The 15,773-nt window shown below is 41.9% G+C and carries 17 protein-coding genes; 15 read left to right on the top strand and 2 right to left on the bottom strand.

Features of this window, described 5'->3' with window-relative positions; genetic code table 11:
* Position 1: 1 nt before the first annotated feature.
* Together NOM01_RS02065 and NOM01_RS02060 are read left to right on the top strand one after the other, a co-directional pair.
* Positions 2-319 (top strand): TFIIB-type zinc ribbon-containing protein, encoded by a 318-nt coding sequence (locus tag NOM01_RS02065; RefSeq protein ID WP_255745962.1) that lies wholly within the window; start codon positions 2-4, stop codon positions 317-319.
* Between the two features lie 112 nt (positions 320-431).
* Positions 432-1,142 (top strand): type 1 glutamine amidotransferase, encoded by a 711-nt coding sequence (locus tag NOM01_RS02060; protein WP_255745961.1) that lies wholly within the window; start codon positions 432-434, stop codon positions 1,140-1,142.
* Here NOM01_RS02060 and NOM01_RS02055 read toward each other — a convergent pair.
* Together NOM01_RS02055 and NOM01_RS02050 are read right to left on the bottom strand one after the other, a co-directional pair.
* Positions 1,136-1,963 carry a Cof-type HAD-IIB family hydrolase gene (locus NOM01_RS02055; RefSeq protein ID WP_255745960.1) on the bottom strand — a complete coding sequence of 276 codons (828 nt, stop codon included), beginning with the start codon at positions 1,961-1,963 and terminating at the stop codon, positions 1,136-1,138. The genes NOM01_RS02060 and NOM01_RS02055 overlap by 7 nt on opposite strands.
* Before the next feature lie 36 nt (positions 1,964-1,999).
* The gene (locus tag NOM01_RS02050; RefSeq protein ID WP_255745958.1) at positions 2,000-2,773 is read right to left on the bottom strand and encodes a DeoR/GlpR family DNA-binding transcription regulator; all 774 of its coding nucleotides are present in this window, start codon (positions 2,771-2,773) and stop codon (positions 2,000-2,002) included.
* 339 nt (positions 2,774-3,112) lie between these two features.
* Between NOM01_RS02050 and NOM01_RS02045 the strand changes: the two genes are divergently transcribed.
* The 13 genes from NOM01_RS02045 to NOM01_RS01985 all read left to right on the top strand — a co-directional run bounded on the left by NOM01_RS02045 (position 3,113) and on the right by NOM01_RS01985 (position 15,738).
* Positions 3,113-5,965, top strand: a complete 2,853-nt coding sequence (locus tag NOM01_RS02045) for a sigma 54-interacting transcriptional regulator (RefSeq protein ID WP_255745956.1) — start codon at positions 3,113-3,115, stop codon at positions 5,963-5,965.
* 207 nt (positions 5,966-6,172) lie between these two features.
* Positions 6,173-6,670 carry a PTS sugar transporter subunit IIB gene (locus NOM01_RS02040; RefSeq protein WP_255745955.1) on the top strand — a complete coding sequence of 166 codons (498 nt, stop codon included), beginning with the start codon at positions 6,173-6,175 and terminating at the stop codon, positions 6,668-6,670.
* A gap of 189 nt (positions 6,671-6,859) precedes the next feature.
* Positions 6,860-7,831 carry a mannose/fructose/sorbose PTS transporter subunit IIA gene (locus NOM01_RS02035; RefSeq protein ID WP_255745953.1) on the top strand — a complete coding sequence of 324 codons (972 nt, stop codon included), beginning with the start codon at positions 6,860-6,862 and terminating at the stop codon, positions 7,829-7,831.
* A 35-nt stretch (positions 7,832-7,866) separates the two neighbouring features.
* Positions 7,867-8,673 carry a PTS mannose/fructose/sorbose transporter subunit IIC gene (locus NOM01_RS02030; protein WP_255745952.1) on the top strand — a complete coding sequence of 269 codons (807 nt, stop codon included), beginning with the start codon at positions 7,867-7,869 and terminating at the stop codon, positions 8,671-8,673.
* 19 nt (positions 8,674-8,692) lie between these two features.
* Positions 8,693-9,604: a PTS system mannose/fructose/sorbose family transporter subunit IID gene (locus NOM01_RS02025; RefSeq protein ID WP_255745950.1), complete on the top strand. Its 912-nt coding sequence runs from the start codon at positions 8,693-8,695 to the stop codon at positions 9,602-9,604.
* Between the two features lie 227 nt (positions 9,605-9,831).
* Positions 9,832-10,215, top strand: a complete 384-nt coding sequence (locus NOM01_RS02020) for a DUF956 family protein (protein WP_255745948.1) — start codon at positions 9,832-9,834, stop codon at positions 10,213-10,215.
* A 272-nt stretch (positions 10,216-10,487) separates the two neighbouring features.
* Positions 10,488-10,814: a bacteriocin immunity family protein gene (locus NOM01_RS02015; RefSeq protein WP_255745946.1), complete on the top strand. Its 327-nt coding sequence runs from the start codon at positions 10,488-10,490 to the stop codon at positions 10,812-10,814.
* A 227-nt stretch (positions 10,815-11,041) separates the two neighbouring features.
* Positions 11,042-11,500: a DUF986 family protein gene (locus NOM01_RS02010; RefSeq protein WP_255745944.1), complete on the top strand. Its 459-nt coding sequence runs from the start codon at positions 11,042-11,044 to the stop codon at positions 11,498-11,500.
* A gap of 571 nt (positions 11,501-12,071) precedes the next feature.
* The gene (locus tag NOM01_RS02005; protein WP_023511572.1) at positions 12,072-12,272 is read left to right on the top strand and encodes a cold-shock protein; all 201 of its coding nucleotides are present in this window, start codon (positions 12,072-12,074) and stop codon (positions 12,270-12,272) included.
* A 134-nt stretch (positions 12,273-12,406) separates the two neighbouring features.
* A complete protein-coding gene (locus NOM01_RS02000) occupies positions 12,407-12,946 on the top strand; it encodes a beta-class carbonic anhydrase (RefSeq protein ID WP_255745939.1) in 540 nt (179 codons plus the stop codon).
* A gap of 111 nt (positions 12,947-13,057) precedes the next feature.
* Positions 13,058-13,252 carry an alpha/beta-type small acid-soluble spore protein gene (locus NOM01_RS01995; RefSeq protein WP_253059171.1) on the top strand — a complete coding sequence of 65 codons (195 nt, stop codon included), beginning with the start codon at positions 13,058-13,060 and terminating at the stop codon, positions 13,250-13,252.
* A gap of 178 nt (positions 13,253-13,430) precedes the next feature.
* Positions 13,431-14,267: an HAD family hydrolase gene (locus tag NOM01_RS01990; protein ID WP_255745936.1), complete on the top strand. Its 837-nt coding sequence runs from the start codon at positions 13,431-13,433 to the stop codon at positions 14,265-14,267.
* 229 nt (positions 14,268-14,496) lie between these two features.
* Positions 14,497-15,738 carry a metallophosphoesterase family protein gene (locus NOM01_RS01985; protein WP_255745935.1) on the top strand — a complete coding sequence of 414 codons (1,242 nt, stop codon included), beginning with the start codon at positions 14,497-14,499 and terminating at the stop codon, positions 15,736-15,738.
* Positions 15,739-15,773 lie beyond the last annotated feature (35 nt).

Here is a 15,773-nt window from a genome sequence, read left to right as displayed (position 1 = left end):
CATGTTTTGTCCGGTATGCGATGATGTCCGCATGAAAGAAGTTGAAAAAGACGGTGTGCTGATAGACACTTGCCCAAATTGCAAAGGTGTTTGGCTGGATCGAGGAGAGTTAGATAAATTATCCACTCGAGTGAAGGAAGTACGTCGTCCATTCAATGACTGGTACGAACAAGATGATGACGAAAAGAAACAGAAAAGCTACAGAGACCGTGACTATAAGGAAGATTCATATTATGATAAGAGAAAAGGCAGAGATTATGAGCCGCGCAGAAAGAAAAAGAAATCAGTGATGGATATGCTCGGGGATCTTTTCGATTGACGTAAGATTATTTAAGTCCGGAAAGGGGAGAACGAACTCCTTTTCGGACTTTGTCGTATTTTCAACACGCAATCGCGTGCACAAATCGTATTGTAATGAGAGGATGGGCAAGATGCGTGTACATTTTTTTCAGCATGTTTCGTTTGAGAAACCGGGATTTATTTCTGAATGGTGCAGGCAGCGCCACTATGAATTGACAGGAACCTGTTTTTATGAAAATAACTTTGTCGAGCCTGATTTTGAAAAAATCGACTTGCTGATTGTTATGGGGGGACCCATGAATTGTGACGACGAACAGGTCTATCCGTGGCTTAAGCGAGAAAAGGAATGGACCAAAACAGCGATTCAGAAGAATATTCCTGTTTTGGGCATTTGTCTTGGCGCGCAACTTCTGGCCGAATGTCTCGGGGCGAATGTTTATCCTGGAAAAGAAAAAGAGATCGGCTGGTTTCCGATCTCGCTTGTGAATAAGCCGGAGCTGCCATTTTTAGGCATGCCCAAGCAGATAATAGTCTTTCATTGGCACGGAGATACCTTCGATCTTCCGCAAGGAGCGTCGCATGCGGCCTTCAGCAAAGGCTGCCGAAATCAGGCGTTTCTATACGGCAAACGGGTGGTGGGTCTGCAATTTCATTTGGAAGTTGGCGAGGAAAACATTCGTGAAATTATTGAACATTCGCGCAATGAACTGGTTGCCGGAAAGTATATCCAGGGGATTCCAGACTTATGCGGCCGATTCGGATTGATTCAGCAGAATAAATCGATCTTGTTTGACTTCTTGGATCGCTGGATGAATCAGCTTGCAAACGAATCGATTCAATAATTCAATGTAAGCACGCCTAATCGCTCAAGGGCAGCTTTAATACCGTCTTGATCATTAGAGAGCGTCACAAAATCAGCCGATCCTTTTACCTGTTCCGGGGCATTACCCATCGCTACACCGATCCCAGCGAATCGAAGCATGGGTACATCATTAAAGTTATCGCCAAAGGCGAGTGTATGTTCTTGAGCTATATGATAACGAATCATTATTTCGCGCATCGCGTTTGCCTTACTGACATCTTTTGCCATGATTTCCAGATAGGTCGGTTTTGATTTATAAAATACGGCATCAATAGTTGCTTCAGAAAGAACAGTCTGTAATTGGTCAATATCTTCCGGATCACCCATACACAATAGTTTATGAATCGGCGGCAGACTTTCCGGTACCTGATCTTGGAATGCATAAGTAGATGAAGGGGTGCGTGCAATGGCCTCTTCTTGAGCGATCCAAGCATCCGTTTTCTCTGGGACAAGCCATCGATTGAAACTGTATGCAGAAAAGCTAATTTTAGGGAAACGGTTACAAATCTGCTGATAGACAAACTGTACACTTTGCGGATTCATTGTGACAGAGAGCAAAGGCTCACTTGAAGTATCATTCTGATCGACGATAAGCGCCCCGCTGTAACAAATAATTGGGTCAAGCGAGCCGAGCTGTCGTTGTAAGGGAATAATTCCGCTCGGCATTCGCGCTGAAATGAGAATAAAGGGAATGTCTTGGCTTGCACATTGTTTAATTGCCTGGACGGTTTTCTTCGTAATGACATGCTCTGAATTGATCAACGTACCATCGATATCACTGAAAATCAACTGAATCGGCATATAAATCCACTCCCTTTGAAAATAAATAAACGCCTTTCATTTTGTTTCATCGGTGAGAATGAGATGAACGCCTTGCGCTTCTAGTGAAGTTTGAAATCGTTCGGTAAGTGCACGATCGGTAATCAGAACATCTGCATGACTCCAATCGAATGCTTTAAATCTGCTTTTCTGATTGAATTTTTTATGATCTGTAAGGATAACCATCTGATTGGAATGCTCTGATATGATCCTGCTGATCCAGGCATCTTCTTCATCCTCATAATAGACCCCGTCATCGGCGACCGCCGCCGCCCCGAGAAATGCTGCATCAAAGTGGATACTCTCCATTTGCTTCATACTTTCCGCAGAAAAGAAGAATCGATTTTCGAGATTTAGCTTCCCGCCAAACACATGAACTGCTGCGCCTTCTTTCTGAGATGACAATTCAGCAACATCCAGCGATTGTGTAAAGACGTGAATGGGCATATCAATCTGACGCACCATACAGGAAATGGTTGTTGAAGCATTGAAAAAATAATAGCCATTAGGCTTCAGAAAGGTGAGCGCTTTTTTCCCTATGCGCATTTTGATGTCGGAATAGGCCTGCAAACGATCGCGGTACGCTAATATTTTGTTTTGAAAATCCTGTAGAGCGATGCCCCCATGCGTTCGGATTGCGGCGCCTTGCTCTGTGAGCTTGACAATATCACGACGAGCCGTGTCACGTGAGACATTGTAAAGCCGGCAGATATCTGCCACAGATAGGCTGCGTGCTTCTTGCAGATTATCGAGGATTGCTGACAGTCGTTCTTCTTGATAAATGATACTCATCTCCTTTCTTTTTTTAGCATTCGTTTGTCTTCTTGTTCCGGTAATCAATACATTTGTGCATTATCCATGTTTTTACGTATAAAAGTTAAGAGAGATGTGCCCGTGATCGAAAATACAGGATTATAGTTAAATGGTATCCTTTTATAAGTAATTATAAGTAAAAATAATAAAATTACAAGTAGTTACAAGTAAATGAATGTGCTATGCAAAGGTTAATAAAAGGATACATACAGGATAGCTGATCATATAAAAAATCCTGTAGTTTAGACAATGAACTCGCTTACATTTGTGACTTGTGATACACTAGCGATACACAATTTAATAAAAAGGAGGGCAATAATGACTCGGCGTGAAAAAGTCTTAACTTATTTAGAAAAGTTTGCACTTGGTATGGCTCACGGTGTGACAACCAGCGAAATATCCGAAGCGATTGGTGTGCTTCGCCCGAATGTCAGCAAGGAGTTAAATCTGCTTGTCAGAGAGGGAAGGGTGAAGAAGACAAATGGTCGACCCGTTCACTATTTCGTGGATCATGCAGTCGGTAAACACAAAATAAAGATGCAGCAGAAACCCAACATTGGGTTTGCTGGGAATGCTCGTATCATTGATCATAACCTTGAAAAGGAAGATACTGCGAATAAGAACGAAACGGATGTTTTTGAGCACATGATCGGCAGCCGCGACAGCCTGAAGAATCAAGTCGAACAGGCCAAGGCAGCATTGCTTTATCCGCCGCACGGACTGAATACACTGATCATTGGACCAACGGGATCCGGTAAGACGTATTTTGCTCATAAAATGTACCGTTTTGCTTTGGATAAAGAGATCATTTCCCAAAAGGGATTTACCACATTTAATTGTGCGGATTATGCACACAATCCGCAGTTGTTGATGTCGCATCTGTTTGGCTACGTCAAGGGAGCTTTTACCGGCGCTAACGCTGATAAGGATGGTCTGATTCAGGAAGCAGACGGCGGAATGCTTTTTCTTGATGAAGTACATCGTCTGCCGCCTGAAGGGCAAGAAATGATTTTTTATTTTATGGATCATGGGACATACAGCCGTTTAGGTGAAACTGCCAAAATTCATCATGCGGACGTCCGGCTTGTTTATGCAACAACTGAAGACCCGAAAAGCTCATTATTGCAGACTTTTGTGCGTCGAATCCCTATCATCATTCAGCTGCCGGATTTCAACCAAAGAAGCGCTCGTGAACGATTGCAACTATTAGAGCAATTATTAACGCTTGAAGCGAATCGGATTCATAAAAATATTCGTTTAAGCGAAGATGTTGTTCAAGCTTTGCTGGGAAGTGTAACCTACGGTAATGTTGGGCAGTTGAAATCTAATATTCAATTAGTGTGTGCCCAAGGCTTTCTGAACAGCATGCAAAATAAAAATGAAATAACCCTGCTTTTTAGCCGCTTGCCGCCTAATATCAAAGACGGACTTTCCAACTTGGCTAACAATCGGCAAGAATTGGGGAATCTGAGTCGATTGCTCGAACCGACGATGGTGATCAAGCCCGATGCAAAGCGCGGTCTTCCGGATAGTGACAGTTACGAATTGCCGTATAATTTGTATGAAATCATAGGCGATAAAGCTGCGCTGTTAAAAGACGAAGGATTGGATCAAGCGGCGATCAATAACTTCATTATGACCGATATCAATTTGCATTTGAAATCTTTTTATCGTCAGGGAAAGTTGGATAAAACAGTCAGTAGTCTGAATGAGATCGTTGATCAAGAAATTATTGATTTAACCATGCAGATCCAGCAGATGCTTCAGGAAAGAGAGAATTATCCAGCCAGGGATAATTTCATTTATGCGATGAGTTTACACATCAGTTCTTTTATTAAACGGGTTCAGTCAGGGAAACCGTTGCGAACTATTTCAGCAGATTTGATTTCAATGGTCCATGACTATCCAGATGAGCTCAAACTCGCTGAACGCGTTAAAGAGTTGATTGAGGATCATTATCATTTTCCTATACCTGAATCTGAAGTTTATTACATGGCCATTCTTTTGGTATCTTTAAAATCAGAACCTAAAACCGGAAAAGTTGGCATTGTTGTGGCAGCACATGGTAACAGTACTGCATCCTCAATGGTGCAAGTTGTTTCACAACTGCTGTCTGTCGACAACATCGCCGCATATGATATGCCGCTGGAAATGAGTCCTAAAATCGCATTGGATGGCATTGCCGCGCAAGTTAAAACGATCGATCAGGGCAACGGTGTTTTACTCTTGGTCGATATGGGGTCTCTTAGTACATTTAGCAGCAAACTGACAGAGAAAACAGATGTTCATGTCAAAACGATCGATATGGTCACTACAGCGATGGTGCTTGAAGCAGCTCGTAAAACAGCACTGATCGATAGTGACCTTGAAACGGTATATCGAGAATTACGTGAATTTGACGGCTATTCACGAACGATCGAAAAGGGCCATCAAAAGAAAAATAATGTTCAGAAAAGATCAGATCGAAGAGAGAAGGCTATTATTGCGATTTGTTCGACTGGTGAAGGGACAGCCAGCAAAATTAAGGACCTGTTGGATAAAATATTAGTTGACAACTTGATTGACGATATCACAGTGATCACAGTTTCAGTTGTGACTATGAAAGAACAAATTGCAAAGATCCAGCAAAACTATCTAATCGTAGCCACGACTGGCGTTGTGAAACCCCAAGTTGCTGCTCCATTTGTATCATTAGAGAATTTATTGCAGGGTGGCGGAGAGAGTTTTGTCAGCCTGGTTGAAGAAATAAACAATCATGCAGCAGATGAAGCAGAGGCTCTGGATGATTCGGAATTATTAACGGAAGAAATGAGTCAGAACTATTTGGAACAGTACTTTACATTCATTAATCCTGCGAAAATTGTGAAAATATTGTGGGACTATTGCAATTTTATTCAATTGAGAAGTGAGTTTAAAATGTCCAATGCGTTCAAAATTAGTTTGATCATGCATATGGCAGGAGCGATTGAACGTTATTTAATACGCTCAGAAATGAGTGTTGATGAGCAAAGACTATCGAGCATCAAAATGGAAAAAATGTATCCGATCGTTAAACAAGCGAATGAGGTTCTGCGTGAAACACTTAATATTAATCTTTCAGATGCAGAAGTGTTTTATATCGTCGAATTATTTAATACAGAAAAAGAAAAAAATGATACACAAAATAATTGATACACAATTTAAATGTGTCAATTATTTTTTTGCTTTGGAAAAAAGCCTATGATAGCAACCCCTTTATGTGATACACAAAAAGTGGCATGTAAATTGCTTATACTGTTGTGTATGCATTCGTGGTCATGAATGTGGATTGTATACTCGGCAGAGGTGGGGGAGTGATCGTAGGTATTTTAGTCACACGAGAAATGATGGTGGATTGTCATGACGATGGATGTTCGTTTATTACGTATTGATAGTCGTTTGTTACATGGGCAAGTGACTACGAATTGGGCAAAAGCCATCAACGTTAATCGCATCTTAGTAGTGTCGGATCGTGTGGCACGCGATCGGACACGCAAGACATTGATTGTACACGCTGCACCTCCTGGGATCAGGACGCATGTCCTCACATTGGAGAAGATGGTAAGACTGTATCATGATCCGCGTTTTGGCGTTTTAAAGCCTATGATTCTGGTTGAAAACGCAGTTGACGCAAGATATATTGTCGAAGGCGGCATAAAGGTTGATTCTATCAATATTGGTGCAATTAGTTTTGACAGCACGCGCGTCATGGTTACCGATGCGATTGCTGTTAGTGCAGCCGATGTAGAGGCTTTCAAGTGGTTTCACAATCATGGGATTAAGCTTGATGTCCGCAAGGTTTCCAATGATAGCTCGAAAAATCTTTGGAAGTCGCTTTCCGAAAAAGGTTTGGTGTAGAATAAATCATTTTTACATTTTCTGATTTACCTTATTGTGTCCTTCCCTATTCATGAAGGGGGGTGAGATGCGTCTCAGCACTGCAAATCGATCAGTTTATTGTTTTAAATTAATGAAAGCGATAACAGAGCTGGATGCGTGAGTAATGTGCAAAAGTAACAAAATTTATAAAGTAGGAGGTATAAAAGAATGGTAGGTATTATTCTGGCAAGCCACGGCAATTTTGCTGAAGGCATTTTCCAATCCGGCTCAATGATTTTTGGAGAGCAGGAGAATGTCAAAACGGTTACCTTAATGCCCAACGAAGGCCCTAATGACGTTAAGGCAAAAATGAAAAAAGCAATTGCATCATTAAATGATCAAGAAGAAGTACTGTTTTTAGTCGACCTTTGGGGCGGGACACCTTTTAATCAAGTCAACAGCTTGTTTGAAGAACACAAAGACAAATGGGCGATTGTTGCGGGTATGAACTTGCCGATGTTGATTGAGGCCTATGCTTCACGCTTATCCATGAACACCGCGCGTGAAGTCGCTGCGCATATTTCACGTACAGCTAAAGAAGGGGTCAAAATCAGACCTGAAGAATTAGAACCGGCAAAGGCAACTGGTGCAGCTCCTGCACAGCAGACAAAGAAAGGCATTCCCGGTAAATTTAAATACGTGCTGGCACGTGTCGACTCTCGTTTACTTCACGGTCAGGTCGCAACTGCTTGGGCTAAAACGACTCAACCGACACGGATTATTGTTGTATCCGATGCGGTAGCTCAGGATGATTTGCGAAAGAAATTGATCCAACAAGCTGCTCCGCCAGGCGTGAAAGCACACGTCGTTCCTGTCAGCCAAATGATCAAAATTGCGAAAGATGATCAACATTTCGGCGGTGAACGCGCGCTGCTTCTTTTCGAAAATCCGCAGGACGTAGTCAGAGCGGTTAAGGGCGGCGTTTCATTGACGACCATCAATGTGGGTTCTATGGCCCACTCACCGGGTAAAGTTCAACCGAACAAGGTGCTTGCCTTTAGCCAAGATGATATTGATGCTTTCGCTCAGTTAAAAGAAGCCGGTTTAAAATTCGATGTGCGCAAAGTGCCAAACGATTCAAAAGGTGACATGAACGAAATTCTCAGGAAAGCGCAAGAGGAATTAAACAGATTAAGATAATCTAAACGATCAGGAGAAAGGGAGGATTAACCATTATGGATTTGAACATTATTCAAATTATATTAGTTGTTATCGTCGCATTTTTAGCGGGTATGGAAGGAATCCTGGATGAATTTCATTTTCACCAACCAGTCATCGCCTGTACGTTAATCGGACTTGTGACAGGAAACTTAATCCCATGTCTTATCCTTGGCGGTACGCTGCAAATGATTGCTCTAGGCTGGGCGAATATCGGTGCCGCAGTAGCGCCTGATGCAGCGCTGGCATCCGTTGCCTCTGCCATTATTTTAGTTCTCAGTGGGCAAGGCAATGCCGGTGTATCGTCAGCCATCGCGATTGCCATCCCGCTTGCCGTTGCCGGTTTATTATTAACCATCATCTGCCGTACAATTGCAACCGCTTTCGTACACTTTATGGATGCTGCAGCTAATGAGGGAAACTTCAAAAAAGTTGAACTCTGGCACATCAGCGCGATCTGTATGCAAGGCGTACGTATCGCCATTCCGGCAGCATTAATTTTAGCTGTTGGTGCCGGTCCGGTGCGAGGTTTGCTTGCATCCATGCCAACTTGGCTGACAGCTGGTTTAGCCATCGGTGGCGGCATGGTCGTTGCCGTAGGTTATGCCATGGTTATCAACATGATGGCTACCAAAGAAGTATGGCCATTCTTCGCGATCGGTTTCGTACTCGCGACGGTGACACAGATCACTCTTATCGGTCTTGGTGCGATCGGTGTATCTCTTGCCCTTATCTATTTAGTGCTTTCCAAGCAAGGCGGCTCAGGTAATGGCGGAAACTCAAACACCGGTGATCCACTAGGCGACATTATTGATAATTACTAAAAAGGAGGGAGAAATAAAAATGGCACAAGAAGTGAGATTATCAAAAAAAGATCGTATTTCTGTTTGGTGGCGCTCAACGTTCCTTCAAGGCTCTTGGAACTATGAACGGATGCAAAATGGCGGTTGGGCGTATACAATGATTCCGGCAATCAAAAAATTATACAAATCTAAGGAAGATCGTGCGGCTGCACTCAAACGTCACTTGGAATTCTTTAATACGCACCCTTATGTCGCTTCACCAATTATCGGTGTGACCCTTGCTCTGGAAGAGGAGCGTGCGAATGGCGCACCTGTTGATGACGTCGCCATTCAAGGGGTTAAAATAGGCATGATGGGGCCGCTGGCAGGTATTGGTGATCCGGCTTTCTGGTTTACGGTAAAACCAATCCTTGGTGCGTTAGCAGCTTCTCTTGCGATGACCGGTAACATTTTGGGACCTATTCTGTATTTCTTTGGATGGAATATTATTCGTATGGCGTTCATGTGGTATACGCAGGAATTCGGCTATAAAGCGGGTTCTAAAATCACAGACGACTTATCCGGCGGATTACTTCAGGACATTACTAAAGGCGCATCCATTCTTGGTATGTTCATCCTGGGTTCATTAGTTAACCGTTGGGTATCGGTAAAGTTCACGCCTATTGTATCTTCAGTTAAACTGGATAAAGGCGCATTCATTGATTGGAGTCACTTACCTTCCGGAGCACAAGGAATCAAAGCTGCGTTGGAGCAGCAGGCAGCCGGTCTTTCATTAGACGCGCATAAAATAACAACGTTACAAAACAACTTGGACAGCTTAATTCCTGGTTTAGCCGGATTGGCATTAACGCTTCTTTGCATGTGGCTGCTTAAGAAGAAAGTTTCACCAATCGTTATGATTCTTGGGTTGTTCGTGGTTGGTATCGTCTTGCACTTACTAAACGTGATGTAACAGTGAAAATTTAAATTATTGTTTATTCATTGAGTTATTAAGTTGAGTATCAATCCTGCATTCCAGGAGTTGTATACCAATAAATTGAGCCTGATTCCTCTTAAGTCAAGGATGTCAGGCTTTATTTACAAGTGTTTATTCTGCCCAAACCTACCCGATCAAAATTGTTTGATCACTGGGGAAAAAGTATAATAAACGAGTATAGCGAAAGGAAGTGAAGCAAGAAAATGGTTCAATCAATTAACACCAAAGTCGATTTTGTAACCGATGCCACTTCTTATATTGGGCTGACTGATTACGGTAAAATTATGATTGGAGACAAGGGGTTTGAGTTTTATAACGACCGAAATGCTCAAAAATACATTCGAATTCCTTGGGCTGACGTTGATTACGTCGTTGCCTCAGTGATGTTCAAGGGAAAGTGGATTCCACGCTATGCAATACGAACGAAGAAAAATGGAACATACACTTTTTCTTCCAAGCATCCGAAGAACGCTTTGCGTGCGATACGAAAATACGTTAACCCGGAACAAATGGTTCGATCGCTGACGTTCTTTCAAGTTGTTAAACGTGGTCTGAAAGCCTTGTTTGGTCGAAAAAGAAGTAATTAATATCCTGTATTTTTGAATTATTTGCTTCTCACTTGAATCAACAGCCGCTTTGCAAACGGCTGTTTTTTTCTTTACATAGTCCTTAATGAAGCATACTCTGATGAAGAAGTAAAAGTTAATGATCAAAAATCATTGTGGATTATGCTCGTGAGTTAGAAAAAGGGAAAAAATATAATTACTTTGCTTTCAAACACCTTCAAGTTATTGCCACCGTTTGGGTGAGTTCAGCTGCCGGTAGCTATATCGTTCCATAAAAAGAGGGATAAAGTTTTATGTCTAAAAACAAGAAATTGAGTCGGAAAGAACAAGAAGAGGCAATTCTAGAAAAAGTCTACGATCTTATTCTTGATGAACAAATACAAGATGATGAACGCAACGTGTTCATCACTTTTAAAAATAATGTTGAAAAAGACAAAGATTTTGAAAGGCGAGTAATGTATTTAGCTGAAGGACTGCGGCAAATAGCAGTTAAACGATTAACCGTTCAATCGAAACTAAGCCCTCAGGTTGGTGGATTTTACATGGAAATTTCAGCCACGGGATTGCTTAAAAAAAATCTAGGTACTGGCCTCGCCGCAATGGGAATTACTTTTCGTTAAAGGAAAGGCTATTTTCTAAGCCGAACAAGCTGCGAAAATTGAGTTATATAGAAATTTTAAAGGATCGACTTACTGTTTTCTATTATGATCAACCGAACTAAGTTGGAAGCTGTCACGGCTATTTTTCAGTTTTATTATGATTAAAGAGCACATAGGCGTCTCATAAACCAGTTGAATGATTTAAAATGTACTTATTAATAGGTCGTGATTGAAAGAGGGGACTGCAGATGACACTTACCATTGTTGTTATGTATCTTATTTTCGCTGGGCTGTTGGCTTATATTCTTTATGATGACCTGCTCGTTCGCTTGCTGAAAGGAAAAACAATTTTATCTGTGCGCCTAAGAAAACGTAACTATTTGGATCAGCTTATTTTAGCGGCATTGCTTGTGATTATCTACGTTTCAAATACGGTCAGAGGTGATAACAGCATATTTCTCAATATTGCATTGATCCTCTTGGTGCTGACACTGCTTTACAATACATTTGTTAAAGCACCAATGGCACGATTTAAGAAAGATGGTTTCTTTTATGGATTGGGATTTATAAAGTATGATCAAGTAAAAAAAATGAATTTGTCCGAGGACGGCGTTCTGGTCGTCGATACCAATCGTCGCAGAATGCTGCTCTACGCACGTAAGATTGAGGACTTAGAAAAGATCCTAAACGTTTTTGTTGTTCATTAATAAACTGGCTGACACCTTTGTCATTCATTAATTAAGGTTTCGGCTTTTCATTAGTTGACATTTCTACTTTTGGGCTCTATACTAAAGTAGACCTAATGTGAATGACAAAATTACTGATTGTTTTTTTGAATATAGGATTGTGTTCTTGTCAATACTGTGCAACAGATTGTATGAAAAGCAGATTGATCTTGCGCTGAATCATACTGGCTCGGTCAGAGGAACCGTAAGGATGGAAGAGAGGTAGGGCTTTCGTTGTTTCGGCGTCGGAAAAGCCGATTGATGTTTTTACTCTTTTTGTTAGGTCTAATTTTATGATTATGTATGTATGATAAAAGGTAACATTTATAATTCACGTGTTATAAAAGGATTATCAATGTGTTTGTACTTTTTTATTGATACTTTTTATAATATGTGAATTTTTTATTTTTGCGGGAAGACCCTTGTTGGTGAATGATTTAATATCTGCAGCTGCAAGGATAAGGTACGCCGGATAAAACATACGCATATATTAAATTTTTTAAAGTGCGTTCAAGTACATTGAACATCCACTTATTATTAGGAGGTTTTCTTTTTGAAAACAGGTACAGTTAAATGGTTTAACAGCGACAAAGGCTTCGGTTTCATCGAAGTTCCAGGCGAAAACGACGTATTCGTGCACTTCAGCGCGATCCAAACTGACGGATTCAAGACTCTTGACGAAGGTCAAGCCGTTGAATTCGAAGTTGTCGAAGGCAACCGTGGACCTCAAGCAGCTAACGTTACTAAGCTGTGATTAACCATTAAAAAAACCGTTTCCCATTGAGGGAGACGGTTTTTTTGCTTTTTCAAGTCACAATATTGGATTCATAGATCATTTTCTTTTATGATTAACTGTGACATTTATACTTGACTTGGGGGAAATGAATTATGTCGCAGCTGAAAGAAATGCTTGATTTTAACCAACAATTTGTTAAAGATGAAGCGTATCGGCCTTTTGAAGCACCGAGTCGCCCAATAAAGAAGATGACCATTGTGTCCTGCATGGATTGCAGGCTCATTGAATTGCTGCCAAAGGCGTTGAATGTGAAAAATGGCGATGCGATTATGCTGAAGTCTGCAGGCGGAATGGTGGAATCTCCATATAGCAATACAATGAAAAGCATCCTTGTTTCACTGTATGAGCTTGAATCGGAAGCTGTCTATATTATCGGACATACGGACTGCGGCATGCATGGCTTGCATGCAGAAAAGATGATTAACGATATCAAGCAGCGCGGAGTCGCTGATCAGAAATTTAATGAAGTTGCGATTGACTTAAATCAGTGGCTGAATGGTTTTCAATCCGTAGAAGATGAAGTGAAGAAGAGTGTATCGATTGTTAAGAATCATCCGCTCCTACCTGAACATACACCGGTTGTTGGCCTAGTCATGGACCCGAAGACCGGAAAACTGACTCAAGTCGTTTGATTTGTTCTGCGTGCTTCCTCATCACTTTATTTGCCTAAAAATTTCCATGCCGCTTTTCGAATATAGAAATCCATCGCAGAGCACAATAGGCTTATAAGGGAGGTGAAACACATGGCAAATTCAAATCAGTTAGTAGTGCCAGGTGTACAGCAAGCAGTTAATCAAATGAAAGAAGAAATTGCACGCGAATTCGGCGTAAACCTTGGACCAGACACAACATCAAGAGCAAATGGTTCCGTAGGTGGAGAAATTACAAAACGTTTGGTACAACAAGCCCAGTCTCAATTTGGCGGCTATCAAAAGTAATTTGAATGAAATGAATAGATGATAAAAAGGGAACGGCTTCTGCCGTTCTCTTTTCTTCGTTTGGTTAGCTTGACTTTGGCTTGTGCACGGTCTAATGCCTGGTTCTATTTTGTATTCTCCTTTCATAAGCTTTTCAAAGGAATAAGTACTGATTTGGATTCCGAAGAGGGGGATAACCTTGGTATATCGCTTACTTGCACTGGACATCGATGGTACCCTATTGAGCAGCAACAATAGGCTTGATCGTCAAACAAAGGATGCCATTCAGTATGCGCAAAAAAAAGGTGTTGTTGTCACGTTAGTATCTGAACGCCATTTTCATTCTGCAGCAAAAGTCGCAAGGGCATTGCGGCTCTCGCAGCCGATCATCACACATAACGGTGCTTTTGTATCGTCATCTATTGATGACCCGGTCTACACAAGTAAAATTGATCATAGTGTGCTGATGCAGCTCGCTGAATTTCTCGAAACCTACCCTTGTCAAATTCAGATGTCACATGAGCGATTATCGATCAGTAATCGTCCTAATCAAAAAAATTTGATCGCAAAAATGACAATTGGGATGAACGAACCGCTTTTTTATCCAGTAACTTATGTTGATTCGCTCAGTCAATATTTGCTTGAAAATTATGAAGGGGCGACAGACGTTAAAGTAAAATTGGATGATAAGAAGGTCATGGATGACCTTGAAAAGGCAATGAACGACTACTTCCCATCGCTGGAAGTGCAGAGAACTGAGCAGGACAGTCTGACACTGGTTCGACAAGGCACTTCCAAGTTTAATGGGCTTTTGTTCTTTGCCGGGCAGCTCGGTATTCCGCTTAATGAAATCGTCGCCGTGGGCGACGGTTTCGATGATGCCGAGATGATTGAGAAATGCGGTCTTGGCGTGGCGATGAGAAATGCACCGGCTGAAGTAAAGAATAAAGCAGATTGGGTTACCCGTTCGAACGACATGGACGGTGTGGCGTACATGGTAAAAGAAGTATTACGTAAACAAATTCGTGTCCATTAAAGTTTGCTTTGTGGACATTTGTGTTGCAATAAATGAACGAATAAACAACACTGAAGTTTCAACATACCTAAATTAACAAATGTTTTTTACAAAGCAGCCTGAATAGGCTGCTTTTTGATTTTTTTTTGATTTTTTGGCGCAATGTTCAATTGATCGTTCTGATGATTGAGAACGTGTGATCGGTTATGGTAAAATAAAATTAATAAACGTGTCTGGAAGGAGGAATCCTATGATTCGATTTATTCATGCGGCTGATTTGCATCTTGACCGCCCCTTCGACGGTTTAACGCAGCTCCCTGAGCCGCTTCGCCGTCGCTCAGCTGAGAGTACATTTACCGCGCTCAATCACCTCACGAGTACCGCACTCCATGAACGGCCTGACTTTATGATCATCGCCGGAGATATTTTCGATAACAGTCATCGCAGTATTAAAGCACAGCGTGCATTTGTACGTGAAATGAAACGATTAAATGAAGCATCGATTCCTGTTTACCTTATTTATGGCAATCACGATTTTGTTAATAAAGCATGGGGTCATCTGAGCCTTCCAGATAATGTGCATGTTTTTCCCGAGACTCCTTCCGCCATGTCGGTGACATGCGCAGGCGGACAAACGGTCAAACTGTACGGGTTCAGCTATCATCAGCGCTGGATTAAACAAGACATGATTCCGTATTATGAAAGAAGCGGGAATGCGGATTATCACATTGCTATTCTCCATGGAGAGCCGCACTCAGGGACGGATGACAGCAACTACGCGCCTTTTTCAATAAGCGAGCTGGAAAAACAAGGATTTCAGTATTGGGCGCTTGGACATATTCATAAGAGGCAGCAATTATTATCCCCGGTACCGGCTTGGTATCCAGGCGATATCCAAGGACTATCCTTCAAAGAATCTGAACTTGGTCCTAAAGGCGCGTCAATGGTTGAATTGGATCCGCACGGTGTGCAGGTCCGATTTCTCCCCACTTCGGATATAGAATGGCGACGCAGTGAACTCAATTTTTCAGGAACAGTGACAGCCGATCAATTGGAAACGACCATAAATGCGCTCAAAGAAAAGGAACGAAAGAAGCAAGCAGGAGCGTTTATCCGTCTGCGTTTTTCTTTTACAGGTCCTGAAATGCAAAGCAGTGAGACAGAAGAACTGCTTCATGAGCTCATTGACGCACTTAACGAGGATGAGAAGGAATTAAGGGACTTTATCTGGCTCGTTCCGGATGCTTGTGAGTTCCGCAGTCATTGGGACAAGCAGCAGATTTTGAGCAGTCCTCACTTTCTTGGCGATTTATTTCGTTATATAGAAGAAGGGGACAGTGTACAGCAAGCGACCGAGGTACTTTACGGTCACCACTCAGGGCGACGTTATCTTGAACGCCTGTCTGAGGAAGATCAAGAATGGATTCGCAGAAAAAGTGAACAATTGCTTGCAGATGCATTAACGGGAGCAAGCTTGGAAAAAAACGAATGACGGCTCTGGGGGGAGGTGCGGCGAGTTTTCCAGAG

Origin of the sequence: Sporolactobacillus sp. STSJ-5 (assembly GCF_024385605.1) — a bacterium.
In the GTDB taxonomy this organism is placed as follows: Bacteria; Bacillota; Bacilli; order Bacillales; family Sporolactobacillaceae; genus Sporolactobacillus.
This window is presented reverse-complemented; position numbering and strand designations above follow the sequence as displayed.